This is a genomic window from Streptomyces sp. NRRL S-118, assembly GCF_000716335.1.
Lineage (GTDB): Bacteria > Actinomycetota > Actinomycetes > Streptomycetales > Streptomycetaceae > Streptomyces.
Window position 1 is genome coordinate 24,662 of sequence record NZ_KL591016.1, and the last position, 15,775, is coordinate 40,436.

At 70.6% G+C, this 15,775-nt stretch carries 13 protein-coding genes; all 13 read right to left on the minus strand.

Annotated features, from left to right (window positions below; translation table 11 throughout):
- Positions 1 to 76 precede the first annotated feature (76 nt).
- The 13 genes from nuoN to IH00_RS0124555 are packed head-to-tail and all read right to left on the minus strand — an operon-like array spanning position 77 to position 15,753.
- Complete coding sequence (gene nuoN, locus IH00_RS0124495; protein ID WP_031077097.1) at positions 77 to 1,744, minus strand: NADH-quinone oxidoreductase subunit NuoN; 1,668 nt, start codon at positions 1,742 to 1,744, stop codon at positions 77 to 79.
- Complete coding sequence (locus tag IH00_RS0124500) at positions 1,741 to 3,312, minus strand: NADH-quinone oxidoreductase subunit M (RefSeq protein WP_031077099.1); 1,572 nt, start codon at positions 3,310 to 3,312, stop codon at positions 1,741 to 1,743. Before IH00_RS0124500 ends, nuoN begins: the two co-directional genes overlap by 4 nt.
- Before the next feature lie 5 nt (positions 3,313 to 3,317).
- On the minus strand, positions 3,318 to 5,258 hold the full coding sequence (gene nuoL, locus IH00_RS0124505) for an NADH-quinone oxidoreductase subunit L (RefSeq protein WP_031077101.1): 1,941 nt from the start codon (positions 5,256 to 5,258) through the stop codon (positions 3,318 to 3,320).
- A 14-nt stretch (positions 5,259 to 5,272) separates the two neighbouring features.
- Positions 5,273 to 5,572 (minus strand): NADH-quinone oxidoreductase subunit NuoK, encoded by a 300-nt coding sequence (gene nuoK / locus IH00_RS0124510; RefSeq protein ID WP_031077103.1) that lies wholly within the window; start codon positions 5,570 to 5,572, stop codon positions 5,273 to 5,275.
- A complete protein-coding gene (locus tag IH00_RS0124515) occupies positions 5,569 to 6,453 on the minus strand; it encodes an NADH-quinone oxidoreductase subunit J (protein ID WP_031077105.1) in 885 nt (294 codons plus the stop codon). Before IH00_RS0124515 ends, nuoK begins: the two co-directional genes overlap by 4 nt.
- Positions 6,450 to 7,088, minus strand: a complete 639-nt coding sequence (gene nuoI, locus IH00_RS0124520; protein WP_031077106.1) for an NADH-quinone oxidoreductase subunit NuoI — start codon at positions 7,086 to 7,088, stop codon at positions 6,450 to 6,452. Before nuoI ends, IH00_RS0124515 begins: the two co-directional genes overlap by 4 nt.
- Complete coding sequence (gene nuoH / locus IH00_RS0124525; RefSeq protein WP_031077107.1) at positions 7,075 to 8,439, minus strand: NADH-quinone oxidoreductase subunit NuoH; 1,365 nt, start codon at positions 8,437 to 8,439, stop codon at positions 7,075 to 7,077. The genes nuoI and nuoH overlap by 14 nt, the downstream gene beginning before the upstream one ends.
- Positions 8,436 to 10,925, minus strand: coding sequence for an NADH-quinone oxidoreductase subunit G (locus tag IH00_RS0124530; RefSeq protein WP_031077110.1), 2,490 nt, complete (start codon positions 10,923 to 10,925; stop codon positions 8,436 to 8,438). The genes nuoH and IH00_RS0124530 overlap by 4 nt, the downstream gene beginning before the upstream one ends.
- Positions 10,922 to 12,265 (minus strand): NADH-quinone oxidoreductase subunit NuoF, encoded by a 1,344-nt coding sequence (nuoF, locus tag IH00_RS0124535; protein ID WP_031077111.1) that lies wholly within the window; start codon positions 12,263 to 12,265, stop codon positions 10,922 to 10,924. The genes IH00_RS0124530 and nuoF overlap by 4 nt, the downstream gene beginning before the upstream one ends.
- On the minus strand, positions 12,265 to 13,104 hold the full coding sequence (nuoE, locus tag IH00_RS0124540) for an NADH-quinone oxidoreductase subunit NuoE (protein WP_031077112.1): 840 nt from the start codon (positions 13,102 to 13,104) through the stop codon (positions 12,265 to 12,267). Before nuoE ends, nuoF begins: the two co-directional genes overlap by 1 nt.
- A gap of 50 nt (positions 13,105 to 13,154) precedes the next feature.
- The gene (locus IH00_RS0124545; RefSeq protein WP_031077114.1) at positions 13,155 to 14,477 is read right to left on the minus strand and encodes an NADH-quinone oxidoreductase subunit D; all 1,323 of its coding nucleotides are present in this window, start codon (positions 14,475 to 14,477) and stop codon (positions 13,155 to 13,157) included.
- Complete coding sequence (locus IH00_RS0124550; protein ID WP_031077117.1) at positions 14,474 to 15,202, minus strand: NADH-quinone oxidoreductase subunit C; 729 nt, start codon at positions 15,200 to 15,202, stop codon at positions 14,474 to 14,476. Before IH00_RS0124550 ends, IH00_RS0124545 begins: the two co-directional genes overlap by 4 nt.
- Positions 15,199 to 15,753 carry a NuoB/complex I 20 kDa subunit family protein gene (locus tag IH00_RS0124555; RefSeq protein WP_031077121.1) on the minus strand — a complete coding sequence of 185 codons (555 nt, stop codon included), beginning with the start codon at positions 15,751 to 15,753 and terminating at the stop codon, positions 15,199 to 15,201. The genes IH00_RS0124550 and IH00_RS0124555 overlap by 4 nt, the downstream gene beginning before the upstream one ends.
- Between the last annotated feature and the right edge of the window lie 22 nt (positions 15,754 to 15,775).

Genomic DNA, 15,775 nt, shown 5'->3' on the forward strand with positions numbered 1-15,775 from the left:
CGCCGGGACGGAACGCCGAGGGCGGCCGGCGGGCGCCCACGCGCCTGCCGGCCGCCCTCCGACGGCCGTGCGGTTGCTACCTCACGAAGGTTCCGGCCTGCCCGGCCAGATCGAGGAAGTACTGCGGCGCCACGCCCAGCACCAGCGTCACGGCGACGCCCACGGCGATGGTGGTCATCGTCAGCGGCGACGGCACGGCGACCGTGGGCCCCTCCGGCTTGGGCTCGCTGAAGAACATCAGCACGATGACCCGGATGTAGAAGAAGGCGGCGATGGCCGACGAGATCACACCGACGACCACCAGCACCCCGGCGCCGCCTTCCGCCGCCGCCTTGAACACGGCGAACTTCCCGGAGAAGCCGGACGTCAGCGGAATGCCGGCGAAGGCGAGCAGGAAGACCGCGAAGACGGCCGCGACGAGCGGCGAACGGCGCCCCAGACCCGCCCACTTGGACAGGTGCGTCGCCTCGCCGCCCGCGTCCCGCACGAGCGTGACGACGGCGAAGGCACCGATGGTCACGAACGAGTAGGCGCCCAGGTAGAACAGCACGGACGAGATGCCGTCGGGGTTGGCCGCGATGACACCGGCGAGGATGAACCCGGCGTGCGCGATGGACGAGTAGGCCAGCAGCCGCTTGATGTCGGTCTGGGTGATCGCGACGATCGCACCGGCGAGCATGGTGACGATCGCGACGCCCCACATGACCGGCCGCCAGTCCCAGCTCAGCCCCGGCACCACCACGTACAGCAGGCGCAGCATCGCGCCGAACGCCGCCACCTTGGTGGCCGCCGCCATGAAGCCGGTGACCGGTGTGGGGGCGCCCTGGTAGACGTCCGGGGTCCACATGTGGAACGGCACCGCGCCCACCTTGAACAGCAGGCCCGTCAGCACCATCGCGAAGCCGATGAGCAGCAGCACGTCACTGCCCATGGTCTCGGCGAGGGCCGGGGTGACCGCCGTGACCGATCCGTCCACCACCTCGGCGATGCGGGCGTACGAGACGGAGCCCGCGTACCCGTACAGCAGGGCGATGCCGAACAGCAGGAACGCCGACGAGAAGGCGCCCAGCAGGAAGTACTTCACCGCCGCCTCCTGCGACATCAGCCTCTTGCGGCGGGCGACGGCGCAGAGCAGGTAGAGCGGCAGGGAGAAGACCTCCAGCGCGATGAACAGCGTCAGCAGGTCGTTGGCCGCCGGGAAGACCAGCATGCCACCGACGGCGAACAGCGCCAGCGGGAAGACCTCGGTCGTCGTGAACCCGGCCTTGACGGCCGCCTTCTCGTGCTCACTGCCGGGCACGGCGGCGGCCTCGGCCGCGAACGAGTCGATCCGGTGGCCGTGGTGGACCGGGTCGAGCCGGCGCTCGGCGAAGGTGAACACCGCGACCACCGAGGCCAGCAGGATGGTGCCCTGCAGGAAGAGCGCCGGCCCGTCCACCGCGATGGCGCCCATCGCGGCGATGCCGGCCTTCGTCGAGCCGTACCCGCCGGCCGCGAGGCCGATCACCGCGGCGAAGGCGGCGGCCAGCGCCACGACGGTCAGGAACACCTGCGCGTGGTAGCGGGCGCGGCGCGGGACGAACGCCTCCAGCAGCACTCCCAGCACGGCGGCACCCACCACGATCAGTGTGGGGGCCAGCTGGGTGTACTCGATGGTCGGCGCCCCGATCTTGTCGACCGGTTCGGCAGCCGTCGTCCACAGGCTGTGGACAGCCGCTGCCGCATGGACAGCTGTTGCACTCACTTGGCCGCCTCCACCTCGGGCCGGGGGTCCTTCTGCTGTACGTCCGACATGGTGTGGCGCACCGCCGGATCGACGATCTCGGTCACCGGCTTCGGGTAGACGCCGAGGAGCAGCAGGAGCGCGATCAGCGGCGCGACCACCACCAGCTCACGGGCCTTGAGGTCGGGCATCGCCCGCACCTCCTCCTTCACCGGGCCCGTCATCGTCCGCTGGTACAGGACGAGGGTGTAGAGCGCGGCGAGGACGATGCCGGAGGTGGCGACGATGCCCGCCACCGGGTAGCGGGCGAACGTGCCCACCAGCACCAGGAACTCGGAGACGAACGGGGCGAGACCCGGCAGCGACAGGGTGGCCAGGCCGCCGACGAGGAACGTCCCGGCGAGCACCGGCGCCACCTTCTGCACACCGCCGTAGTCGGCGATGAGCCGGGAGCCGCGCCGCGAGATCAGGAACCCGGCGACCAGCATCAGCGCGGCCGTCGAGATCCCGTGATTGATCATGTAGAGCGTCGCACCGCTCTGCCCCTGGCTCGTCATGGCGAAGATGCCCATGATGATGAACCCGAAGTGGGAGATCGAGGCGTACGCGATCAGGCGCTTGATGTCCCGCTGCCCGACCGCCAGCAGCGCCCCGTACACGATGCTGATCAGCGCGAGCACGATGATCGCGGGCGTCGCCCACGTGGACGCCTCCGGGAAGAGCTGGAGGCAGAAGCGGAGCATCGCGAAGGTGCCGACCTTGTCGACGACCGCCGTGATGAGCACGGCGACCGGGGCGGTCGCCTCGCCCATCGCGTTCGGCAGCCAGGTGTGCAGCGGCCACAGCGGGGCCTTGACCGCGAAGGCGAAGAAGAAGCCCAGGAACAGCAGCCGTTCGGTGGTGGCCGCCATCTCCAGCTCGCCGCTCGCCCGCGCCTCGGCGATCTCCGTCAGCGAGAAGTTCCCCGCGACGACGTAGAGCCCGATGACGGCGGCGAGCATGATGAGCCCGCCGACGAGGTTGTAGAGCAGGAACTTGACCGCGGCGTACGACCGCTGGGCCGCGGCGTTCTCGTCGGAGCCCGCGTGCGCCCGGTCCCCGAAGCCGCCGATGAGGAAGTACATCGGGATGAGCATGGCTTCGAAGAGGATGTAGAAGAGGAAGACGTCGGTGGCCTCGAAGGAGAGGATCACCATCGCCTCGACCATCAGGATCAGGGCGAAGAAGCCCTGGGTCGGCCGCCACCGCTTCGACTGCGTCTCCAGGGGGTCGGCGTCGTGCCAGCCGGCCAGGATGACGAACGGGATCAGCAGCGCGGTCAGCGCGACGAGCGCCACCCCGATGCCGTCCACTCCCAGCTCGTAGCGCACCCCGAAGTCGGCGATCCAGGAGTGGGACTCGGTGAGCTGGTAGCGGTCGCCGCCGGGGTCGAAGCGGACCGCGACGACCGCGGCCAGCACGAGCGTGGCGAGCGAGACCAGCAGCGCCAGCCACTTGGCGGCCGTGCGGCGCGCGGCCGGCACGGCGGCGGTGAGGACCGCTCCGACGGCCGGCACGGCCGCCGTGAGCGTCAGGAGGGGGAAGGACATCGCGGTCACACTCCCCTCATCAGCAGGGTCGCGGCGATCAGCACCGCCGTACCTCCGAACATCGAGACCGCGTAGGAGCGGGCGAAGCCGTTCTGCAGCTTGCGCAGCCGGCCGGACAGACCGCCGAACGAGGCGGCGGTGCCGTTGACGACCCCGTCGACCAGGGTGTGGTCGAGGTAGACCAGGGAACGGGTGAGGTGCTCGCCGCCGCGGACCAGGACGACGTGGTTGAAGTCGTCCTGGAGCAGGTCGCGGCGGGCGGCGCGGGTGAGCAGCGAGCCGCGCGGCGCGACCACCGGCACGGGCCGGCGGCCGTACTGCGCGTACGCGATGCCGACGCCCACGAGCAGCACCACGACCGTGGAGGCGGTGACCGCGCCCGCGCTGATCGGCGGGTGGCCGTGCTCGAACGCGGTGACCGGCTCCAGCCAGTTGACGAACGCGCTGTTCAGCGAGAACAGCCCGCCCGCGAAGACCGACCCGAAGGCCAGCACGATCATCGGGATCGTCATCGACCGGGGGGACTCGTGCGGGTGCGGCATCTCCCCGGGCCGCACGTCGATGCCGGGCTCCACACCGGGCGTCCTGTCCGGGTCGGGGGCGGGCTGCCAGCGCTTCTCACCGAAGAAGGTCATGAGCATCACGCGGGTCATGTAGTACGCGGTGATGCCGGCGCCCAGCAGGGCGACGCCGCCCAGGATCCAGCCCTCGGTGCCGCCCTTGGCGAAGGCCGCCTCGATGATCTTGTCCTTGGACCAGAAGCCGGACAGGCCCGGGAATCCGATGATCGCCAGGTAGCCGAGGCCGAAGGTCACGAAGGTGACCGGCATGTACTTCCGCAGGCCCCCGTACTTCCTCATGTCGACCTCGTCGTTCATGCCGTGCATGACCGAGCCGGCACCGAGGAAGAGCCCGGCCTTGAAGAAGCCGTGCGTCACCAGGTGCATGATCGCGAACGCGTAGCCGATCGGGCCCAGGCCGGCGGCCAGGACCATGTAGCCGATCTGCGACATCGTGGAGCCGGCCAGCGCCTTCTTGATGTCGTCCTTGGCGCAACCGACGATCGCACCGAAGAGGAGCGTGACCGCACCGACCACCGTGACGGCGAGCTGCGCGTCCGGGGCGCCGTTGAAGATCGCGCCGGAGCGGGTGATCAGGTAGACGCCGGCGGTCACCATGGTCGCCGCGTGGATCAGGGCCGAGACGGGGGTCGGGCCCTCCATCGCGTCCCCGAGCCAGGACTGCAGCGGCACCTGCGCCGACTTGCCGCAGGCGGCCAGCAGCAGCATCAGCCCGATCGCCGTCAGCATGCCCTCCGACGTCTCGCCGGTGGAGGAGAGCACCGGGCCGAAGGCGAAGGTCCCGAAGGTGGTGAACATCAGCATGATGGCGATCGACAGGCCGACGTCGCCGACCCGGTTGACCAGGAAGGCCTTCTTCGCGGCCGTGGCCGCGCTCGGCTTGTGCTGCCAGAAGCCGATGAGCAGGTACGAGGCGAGGCCGACGCCCTCCCAGCCGAAGTACAGCAGCAGGTAGTTGTCGGCGAGGACCAGCAGCAGCATCGCCGCGAGGAACAGGTTCAGGTAGCCGAAGAAGCGGCGCCTGCGCTCGTCGTGCGCCATGTACCCGATCGAGTACAGATGGATGAGCGTGCCCACACCCGTGATGAGCAGCACGAACGTCATCGACAGCTGGTCGAGCTGGAAGGCGATGTCCGCCCGGAAGCTCTCCACCGGCACCCAGGCGAACAGGTGCTGGTGCAGGGCCCGTTCCCCCGAGCCCTTGCCGAGCATGTCGAAGAAGAGCACCGCGCCGATGACGAAGGAGGCGGCCGCGAGCAGTGTGCCGAGCCAGTGCCCGGCCCGGTCCAGCCGGCGGCCGCCGCACAACAGGACGGCCGCTCCGAGCAGAGGCGCCGCGACGAGCAGCGCAATCAGGTTCTCCACGATTCAGCGACCCCTCAGAGCTTCATCAGGCTGGCGTCGTCGACCGAGGCCGAGTGGCGGGAACGGAACAGCGACACGATGATCGCGAGCCCGACGACGACCTCCGCGGCGGCGACGACCATCGTGAAGAAGGCGATGATCTGGCCGTCGAGATTGCCGTGCAGACGGGAGAAGGCGACGAACGCGAGGTTGCAGGCGTTGAGCATCAGCTCCACGCACATGAAGACCACGATCGCGTTCCGCCGGATCAGCACCCCGGCCGCTCCGATGGTGAACAACAGGGCGGCCAGGTAGAGGTAGTTGACCGGGTTCACTGCGCGTTCTCCTCCTCACGGTCCCGGGCGTCGCCGGGCTCACGGGCCTCGGGGACGTCCCGGGCCTCGCGGTCCCCGCCGAGCCGCTCCTCGGCGCGCCGCTCCAGGGCCCGCAGGTCCTCCAGCGCCTCGCGCGACACGTCACGGATCTGGCCGCGCGCCCGCAGCGTCTTGTTGACGGTGAGCTCGGACGGCGTGCCGTCCGGCAGCAGGCCGGCGATGTCCACCGCGTTGTGCCGGGCGTAGACACCGGGCGCGGGCAGCGGCGGCAGGTGCTTGCCCTCGCGCACCCGCTGCTCGGACAGCTCCCGCTGGGTGCGGGCCCGCTCGGTGCGCTCCCGGTGCGTCAGGACCATCGCGCCGACCGTGGCCGTGATGAGCAGCGCGCCGGTGATCTCGAAGGCGAAGACGTACTTGCTGAAGACGAGCGCCGCGAGGCCCTCCACGTTCCCTCCGGCGTTCGCCGTGCCGAGGCCGTTGAAGGTGCGCAGCGAGGCATGGCCGATGCCGGCGACGAGGAGGATGCCGAAGCCGAGCCCGCAGGCCGCGGCCAGCCAGCGCTGCCCCTTGATCGTCTCCCTGAGGGAGTCGGCGGCGGTGACGCCGACCAGCATGACGACGAAGAGGAACAGCATCATGATCGCGCCGGTGTAGACGACGATCTGGACGATGCCCAGGAAGTACGCGCCGTTGGCGAGGTAGAAGACCGCCAGGACGATCATGGTCCCGGCGAGGCACAGCGCGCTGTGCACCGCCTTGTGCATCAGGACCGTGCACAGGGCGCCGATGACGGCGATGATGCCGAGCACCCAGAACTGGACGGCCTCGCCCGTGGACGTCGCGGTCACGGCGGCCAGCGGGGCGGTGGCGAACCCGCTCATGTCCCGATCACCTTCTTCGAGGCGGGCTCGGTCGCGCCGAAGTCCGAAGCGGCTTCCTGCGGCTGCTCGCCGCCCGGTTCCTCGCCCTTGCTGACGGCGGTCTGCCGGACCGTGCCGGGCGCGGCCCCGGTGACCAGGCCCCGGTAGTAGTCCTGCTCGTCCATGCCCGGGTGGATGGCGTGGGGCGAGTCGACCATGCCCTCCTCCAGGCCCGCGAGGAGCTGCTCCTTGGTGTAGATCAGGTTCTCGCGGGAGCTGTCGGCGAGTTCGAACTCGTTCGTCATCGTCAGCGCCCGGGTCGGGCAGGCCTCGATGCACAGCCCGCACAGGATGCAGCGGGCGTAGTTGATCTGGTAGACGCGGCCGTACCGCTCACCGGGCGAGTAGCGCTCCTCGTCGGTGTTGTCCGCGCCCTCCACGTAGATGGCGTCGGCGGGGCAGGCCCAGGCGCACAGCTCGCAGCCGACGCACTTCTCCAGGCCGTCCGGGTGCCGGTTGAGCTGGTGCCGGCCGTGGAAGCGCGGCGCCGTGGTCTTCTGCTGCTCCGGGTACTGCTCGGTCAGCCGCTTCTTGAACATGGCCTTGAAGGTCACGCCGAAGCCTGCGACCGGGTTCTGGAAGTTACTCTCGGACACCGTCGGCCTCCTTTCCGTCACTGTCAGTATTGACCCCACCACTGACAATCAACTCGCCCTCGCGGCGAGGCCGTCGGCGAGGCACCGGCGGCAGGCTCTGACCGGGCAGCGGCGGTACGGGGAAACCGCCGGCCATCGGGTCGAACTCGGCGGGCGGCTCGGCGGCCTCCGCCTCCTGCTTGGACTTCTTGTCGCGGAAGACGTCGGCGACGAAGGACAGCAGCAGGACCGCGATCACCGCGCCCGCGACGTACAGCACGATCTCCTGGAAGTCGTAGTTCTCGTTGCGCAGGGCGCGGACGGTCGCCACGAGCATCAGCCAGACGACCGAGACCGGGATGAGGACCTTCCAGCCGAGCTTCATCAGCTGGTCGTAGCGGACGCGGGGCAGTGTGCCGCGCAGCCAGATGAAGAAGAACAGCAGCAGCTGCACCTTGAGGACGAACCAGAGCATCGGCCACCAGCCGTGGTTGGCGCCCTCCCAGAACGTGGAGACGGGCCACGGGGCCCGCCAGCCGCCCAGGAAGAGGGTCACCGACACCGCGGAGACCGTCACCATGTTCACGTACTCGGCGAGCATGAACATCGCGAACTTGATGGAGCTGTACTCGGTGTTGAAGCCGCCGACCAGGTCGCCCTCGGACTCCGGCATGTCGAACGGGGCCCGGTTGGTCTCCCCCACCATGGTGACGATGTAGATGAGGAAGGAGACCGGCAGCAGCAGGACGTACCAGCGGTCCGCCTGCGCCTCGACGATCGCCGAGGTCGACATCGACCCGGAGTAGAGGAAGACGGAGGCGAAGGCGGCGCCCATCGCGATCTCGTACGAGATCATCTGCGCGCAGGAGCGCAGGCCGCCCAGGAGCGGGTAGGTCGAGCCGGACGACCAGCCGGCGAGCACGATGCCGTAGATGCCGACGGACGCGACGGCCAGGATGTAGAGCATCGCGATCGGCAGGTCGGTCAGCTGCATCGTGGTGCGCTGCCCGAAGATCGAGACCTCGTTGCTGGCCGGACCGAACGGGATCACGGCGATCGCCATGAACGCGGGGATCGCGGCGACGATCGGCGCGAGCACGTACACGACCTTGTCGGCCCGCTTGACGACCACGTCCTCCTTCAGCATCAGCTTGACGCCGTCCGCGAGGGACTGGAGGAGACCCCACGGCCCGTGCCGGTTCGGCCCGATGCGCAGCTGCATCCAGGCCACCACCTTGCGCTCCCACACGATGGAGAACAGCACGGTGACCATGAGGAAGGCGAAGCAGAAGACGGCCTTGACGACGACGAGCCACCACGGGTCGCGGCCGAACATCGACAGGTCTTCCGCTGCCAGGGTGTACGGGATCATGCCTCCACCTCCGTGGGGGCCGCGGAGTTCGGGGTCGCGGGGGCGATGCGGACCAGCCGGCCGGGCGCGGCGCCCGTGGTGGACAGCACACCGCCGGGGGTCGAGTTGAGCGGGAGCCAGACCACGCGGTCGGGCATCGGCGTGACCCGGAGCGGGAGTTCGACCACGCCGGACGGGCCCGTCACCGCCAGCAGGTCGCCGTCCTTGACGCCCGTCTCGGCCGCGGTCGCCGGGGAGAGGCGGGCGACCGAGGCGTGCCGGGTGCCGGCCAGGGCCTCGTCGCCCTGCTGGAGGACGCCGAGGTCGAGCAGCATGCGGTGCCCGGCCAGGACCGCCTCGCCCGCGCCCGCGCGGGGCAGCGGCCGTGCGGACTCCGCCGGGGCGGCCGCCCGCGTGCCGTCCCAGGCGCCGAGCCGGTCCAGTTCGCGGCGCACGGCCTTCACGTCCGGCAGCGCGAAATGGACGTCGAGGGCGTCGGCCAGCATGTGCAGCACCCGCGCGTCGGCCGGGGCGGGCGGCCGCGTCATGTGCTGCGGCTTCAGCGCGGCGTCGAACATCCGCACCCTGCCCTCCCAGTTGAGGAAGGTGCCGGACTTCTCGGCGACCGCGGCCACCGGGAACACGACGTCCGCCCGCTCGGTGACCTCGCCCGGGCGCAGCTCCAGCGACACGACGAACGCCGCGTCGAGGGCCTCCCGCGCGCGGGCCGGATCGGGCAGGTCGGCGAGCTCCACGCCCGCGACGACGAGGGCGCCCAGCTCACCGGTGGCCGCGGCCTCCACGATCTGGCCCGTGTCCCGGCCGTACCGGTGCGGCAGCTCCCGTACGCCCCAGGCGGTGGCGACCTCCTCCCGCGCGCGCGGGTCGGTCGCGGGACGCCCGCCGGGCAGCAGCGACGGGATCGCGCCCGCCCAGAGCGCGCCGCGCTCACCGGCCCGGCGCGGGATCCACACCAGCTCCGCCCCGGTCGCCGCCGCGGCCCGCACGGCGGCGGACAGCGCGCCCGGCACACCGGCCAGCCGCTCACCGACCACGATCACCGCGCCGGGTGCGCGCAGCGCCTCCGATGCCGTGGTCCCGCCGGCGTCCAGCCCGGTCCCGGAGGCGAGCGCGTCGAACCACTCGGTCTCGGTACCGGGCGCGGCCGGCAGGAGCGTGCCTCCCGCCTTCTCCAGGCCCCGGGTGGCGTACGGTGCCAGCGCGAAGGTGCGCTGGCCGCGCTTGCGCCACGCCTTGCGCAGCCGCAGGAAGACCCCGGGCGCCTCCTCCTCGGCCTCCAGGCCGGCGAGCAGCACCGCCGGGGCCCGCTCCAGGGACGCGTACGTGACGCCGTGGTCCCGTCCGCGTCCGGCGACGCGGGCGGCGAGGAAGTCGGCCTCCTCGCTGCTGTGCACGCGGGCGCGGAAGTCGATGTCGTTGGTGTCGAGGGCGACCCGGGCGAACTTGGCGTACGCGTAGGCGTCCTCGACGGTCAGCCGGCCGCCGGTGAGGACGCCGGTGCGCCCCCGGACCAGGCCGCGCGCCGCCGCCTCCAGCGCCTCCGGCCAGCTGGCCGGCTCCAGCTCACCCGTCCCGGCGCTGCGCACCAGCGGCGTGGTGAGCCGGTCGCGCTGCTGCGCGTACCGGAACGCGAAGCGCCCCTTGTCGCACAGCCACTCCTCGTTGACCTCCGGGTCCTCGGCGGCCAGCCGCCGCATGACCTTGCCGCGCCGGTGGTCGGTGCGGGTGGCACAGCCTCCCGCGCAGTGCTCGCACACCGAGGGGCTGGAGACCAGGTCGAAGGGGCGGGAGCGGAACCGGTACGCCGCCGAGGTCAGCGCGCCGACCGGGCAGATCTGGATGGTGTTGCCGGAGAAGTACGACTCGAACGGGTCGCCCTCGCCGGTGCCGACCTGCTGGAGCGCCCCGCGCTCGATCAGCTCGATCATCGGGTCGCCGGCGACCTGGTTGGAGAAGCGGGTGCAGCGGGCGCACAGCACGCACCGCTCGCGGTCGAGCAGCACCTGTGCGGAGATCGGCACGGGCTTGGCGTACGTCCGCTTCCGCCCTTCGAAGCGGGAGTCGGCCCGGCCGTGCGACATCGCCTGGTTCTGCAGCGGGCACTCGCCGCCCTTGTCGCAGACGGGACAGTCCAGCGGGTGGTTGATGAGCAGCAGCTCCATCACGCCCACCTGCGCCTTCTCCGCGACGGGCGAGGTCAGCTGGGTCCTGACGACCATGCCGTCGGTGCAGGTGATGGTGCAGGAGGCCATCGGCTTGCGCTGGCCCTCCACCTCGACGATGCACTGCCGGCAGGCGCCGGCCGGGTCGAGGAGCGGGTGGTCGCAGAACCGGGGGATCTCGATGCCGAGCTGCTCGGCGGCGCGGATGACCAGCGTCCCCTTGGGGACGGAGATCTCGGCCCCGTCGATGGTGAGCGTGACGAGGTCTTCGGGCGGGACGGCCGCGCCGCCGCCCCCTGCGGGGCTGGATGCCATGACGGTCACGCCGTCACCTCCACGTGGTTGTCCGCCCAGGCGGTCGACTTGGCCGGGTCGAAGGGGCAGCCCTTGCCCGTGATGTGCTGCTCGTACTCGTCGCGGAAGTACTTCAGCGAGGAGAAGATCGGCGATGCGGCGCCGTCACCGAGGGCGCAGAAGGACTTGCCGTTGATGTTGTCGGCGATGTCGTTGAGCTTGTCGAGGTCGCTCATGGCGCCCTTGCCGGCTTCGATGTCCCGGAGCAACTGGACGAGCCAGTACGTGCCTTCGCGGCAGGGCGTGCACTTGCCGCACGACTCGTGGGCGTAGAACTCGGTCCACCGGGTCACGGCCCGCACGACACAGGTCGTCTCGTCGAAGCACTGGAGCGCCTTGGTGCCGAGCATCGAGCCGGCGGCGCCCACGCCCTCGTAGTCGAGCGGGACGTCGAGGTGCTCGTCGGTGAACATCGGCGTGGAGGACCCGCCGGGCGTCCAGAACTTCAGCCGGTGGCCCGGCCGCATGCCGCCGCCCATGTCGAGCAGCTGGCGCAGCGTGACGCCGAGCGGCGCCTCGTACTGGCCGGGCGAGGCGACGTGGCCGCTGAGCGAGTACAGCGTGAAGCCGGGGGACTTGTCGCTGCCCATCGACTTGAACCAGTCCTTGCCCCGGTTCAGGATCGCGGGAACCGACGCGATCGACTCGACGTTGTTCACCACAGTGGGGCACGCGTACAGACCGGCGACCGCGGGGAAGGGGGGACGCAGCCGGGGCTGGCCACGGCGGCCTTCGAGCGAGTCGAGCAGCGCGGTCTCCTCACCGCAGATGTACGCGCCGGCGCCCGCGTGCACGGTGAGTTCGAGGTCGAGTCCGCTGCCGAGGATGTTCGTGCCGAGGTAGCCCGCCGCGTACGCCTCGCGCACGGCTTCGTGCAGCCGTCGCAGGACGGGCACGACTTCGCCGCGCAGATAGATGAAGGCATGGCTGGACCGGATCGCGTAGCAGGCGATCACGATCCCCTCGATGAGGGAATGCGGGTTCGCGAAGAGGAGCGGGATGTCCTTGCAGGTCCCGGGCTCCGATTCGTCGGCGTTGACAACAAGATAGTGCGGCTTGCCGTCTCCCTGCGGGATGAACTGCCACTTCATGCCGGTGGGGAAGCCCGCGCCGCCCCGGCCGCGCAGGCCGGAGTCCTTGACGTACGCGATGACGTCGTCGGGCGTCATCGCGAGGGCCTTCCTCAGCCCCTCGTACCCGTCGTGCCGCTGGTAGGTGTCCAGCGTCCAGGAGCCCGGCTGGTCCCAGAAGGCCGACAGGACCGGTGCGAGCAGCTTCTCGGGGCTGGTCATCTCGGTCGCCAACGTCATCACTCCCCCTCCTCGTCGACCGGGCCGACCGGACCGGACGGGTGCTGCGGGTCGGAGGCCGAGGTCGGCTGCGGCGCGTCGTGCGAGCTCAGGTGTCCGGAGCCGGGCATGGGCGCGTCGTGCGGGGCGGCGTCCTGCGGGGCCTCGCCGCGCGGGTGCACCACGCGCGCGCCGGGTGCGGCCTCGCCCTTGGCGAGCCGGAGCCCGACCAGGGAGGCGGGGCCCGCGCCGCCCGTCGCCTCCACCGCGCCGGGGCGCTCGTCGGGGAAGCCGGCCAGGATCCGGGCGGTCTCCTTGTACGTGCACAGGGGTGCGCCGCGCGTCGGCGTGACGGGGCGGCCGGCGCGCAGGTCGTCGACGAGCCTCCTGGCCGACTCGGGGGTCTGGTTGTCGAAGAATTCCCAGTTGACCATCACGACGGGGGCGAAGTCGCAGGCGGCGTTGCACTCGATGTGCTCGAGGGTGACCTTGCCGTCCTCGGTGGTCTCGTTGTTGCCGACGCCGAGGTGCTGCTTGAGCTCGTCGAAGATGGCGTCGCCGCCCATGACGGCGCACAGGGTGTTGGTGCACACCCCGACCTGGTAGTCGCCGGAGGGCTTGCGCCGGTACATGGAGTAGAAGGTGGCGACGGCGGTGACCTCGGCGGTGGTCAGGCCCAGGGTCTGGGCGCAGTACCTCATGCCGGTGCGGGAGACGTACCCCTCCTCCGCCTGCACCAGGTGCAGCAGCGGCAGCAGCGCGGAGCGGCTGTCCGGGTAGCGGCCGATGATCGCCTCGGCGTCCGCGTCCAGCCGGGCCCGCACCTCGTCGGGGTAGTCCGGGGCGGGGAGCTGCGGCATCCCCAGGCTGGTGGGGGGTTCGGGGGTTCCCCCCCGAGAAGACACAGTGGTCACCGGTCGACGCCTCCCATCACGGGGTCGATGGACGCGACGGCGACGATGACGTCGGCGACCATGCCGCCTTCGCACATCGCTGCCATGGCCTGGAGGTTGGTGAAGGACGGGTCGCGGAAGTGGACCCGGTAGGGGCGGGTGCCGCCGTCGGAGACGACGTGCACACCGAGCTCGCCCTTGGGCGACTCGACCGCGGTGTACGTCTGGCCGGGCGGCACCCGGAAGCCCTCGGTCACCAGCTTGAAGTGGTGGATCAGGGCCTCCATGGAGGTGCCCATGATCTTCTTGATGTGGTCGAGGGAGTTGCCGAGGCCGTCGGGGCCCAGGGCGAGCTGGGCGGGCCAGGCGATCTTCCTGTCGGCGACCATCACCGGGCCCGGCTCCAGCCGGGCCAGGCACTGCTCGACGATCCGCAGCGACTGGCGCATCTCCTCCAGCCGGATGAGGAAGCGGCCGTAGGCGTCGCAGGACTCGGCGGTCGGCACGTCGAAGTCGTACGTCTCGTAGCCGCAGTACGGGTCGGTCTTGCGCAGGTCGTGCGGGAGCCCGGTGGCGCGCAGGATGGGGCCGGTGGCGCCGAGGGCCATGCAGCCGGACAGGTCGAGGTAGCCGACGTCCTGCATGCGGGCCTTGAAGATGGGGTTGCCGGTGGCGAGCTTGTCGTACTCCGGCATGTTCTTCTTCATCGTCTTCACGAACTCGCGAAGCTGGTCGATGGCACCGGGCGGCAGGTCCTGGGCGAGGCCGCCGGGCCGGATGAACGCGTGGTTCATGCGCAGGCCGGTGATCAGCTCGTACAGGTCCAGGATCATCTCGCGGTCCCGGAAGCCGTAGATCATGATCGTGGTGGCGCCGAGCTCCATGCCGCCGGTGGCGATGCACACCAGGTGGGAGGAGATCCGGTTGAGCTCCATCAGCAGGACGCGGATGACGGTCGCCCGGTCGGGGATCTGGTCCTCGATGCCGAGCAGCTGCTCGACGCCCAGGCAGTACGCCGCCTCGTTGAAGAACGGCGTCAGGTAGTCCATGCGCGTGACGAACGTGGTGCCCTGCGTCCAGGTCCGGTACTCGAGGTTCTTCTCGATGCCGGTGTGGAGGTAGCCGATGCCGCAGCGGGCCTCGGTGACGGTCTCACCGTCGAGCTCCAGGATGAGCCGCAGCACGCCGTGGGTGGACGGGTGCTGGGGGCCCATGTTGACGACGATCCGCTCGTCGTCGGCCTTGGCCGCCGACTGGACGACCTCGTCCCAGTCGCCGCCGGTGACCGTGTAGACGGTGCCCTCGGTGGTTTCGCGGGCGCTGGCAGGTGGAGTGGTCACGAGTACGACCTCCGCTGGTCCGGAGCCGGGATCTGGGCGCCCTTGTACTCGACGGGGATGCCGCCGAGGGGGTAGTCCTTGCGCTGCGGGAAGCCCTGCCAGTCGTCGGGCATCATGATCCGGGTCAGGGCGGGGTGGCCGTCGAAGATCAGGCCGAAGAAGTCGTACGTCTCGCGCTCGTGCCAGTCGTTGGTCGGGTACACCGCGACCAGCGAGGGGACGCGCGGGTCGCTGTCCGGGGCGGAGACCTCCAGGCGGATCAGCCGGCCGTGGGTGAGCGAGCGCAGGTGGTACACGGCGTGCAGCTCGCGGCCCTTGTCGCCGGGGTAGTGGACACCGCTCACGCCCGTGCAGAGCTCGAAGCGGAGGGCGGGGTCGTCGCGCAGGGTGCGGGCGACGCGCACGAGGTGCTCGCGGGCGATGTGGAAGGTGAGCTCGCCGCGGTCGACGACCGTCTTCTCGATCGCGTGGTCGGGCAGGAGCCCCTGCTCCTCCAGGGCGCCCTCCAGCTCGTCGGCGACCTCGTCGAACCAGCCCCCGTAGGGGCGGACGGCCTCGCCGGGCAGGCGGACGGAGCGGACCAGGCCGCCGTAGCCGGAGGTGTCGCCGCCGTTGTTCGCGCCGAACATGCCGCGCTGGACGCGGATCTCCTCGCCCTGGTCGCCGCGCTGCCCGGGCAGGTTCTGCGCGCTGAGGTCCTTCTCGGGGTTCGGCTGCTCGCTCACCGCAGGAGCCCCTTCATCTCGATGGTCGGCAGCGCCTTGAGCGCCGCCTCCTCCGCCTCGCGGGCGGCTTCCCGGGCGTTGACCCCGAGCTTGGAGCTCTGGATCTTCTGGTGGAGCTTGAGGATCGCGTCCATCAGCATCTCCGGACGGGGCGGGCATCCCGGCAGATAGATGTCGACCGGGACGATGTGGTCCACGCCCTGCACAATCGCGTAATTGTTGAACATTCCGCCCGACGAGGCGCACACGCCCATGGAGATCACCCACTTCGGGCTGGGCATCTGGTCGTAGACCTGGCGCAGGACGGGCGCCATCTTCTGGCTCACCCGGCCCGCCACGATCATCAGGTCGGCCTGGCGCGGCGAGCCGCGGAAGACCTCCATGCCGAAGCGCGCCAGGTCGTACCGCCCGGCGCCGGTCGTCATCATCTCGATGGCGCAGCAGGCGAGACCGAAGGTCGCGGGGAAGACGGACGCCTTGCGCACCCAGCCCGCGGCCTGTTCGACCGTCGTCAGCAGAAAACCGCTCGGCAGCTTCTCTTCGAGTCCCATGTAGGTGCCCCTCAGCCCCTTA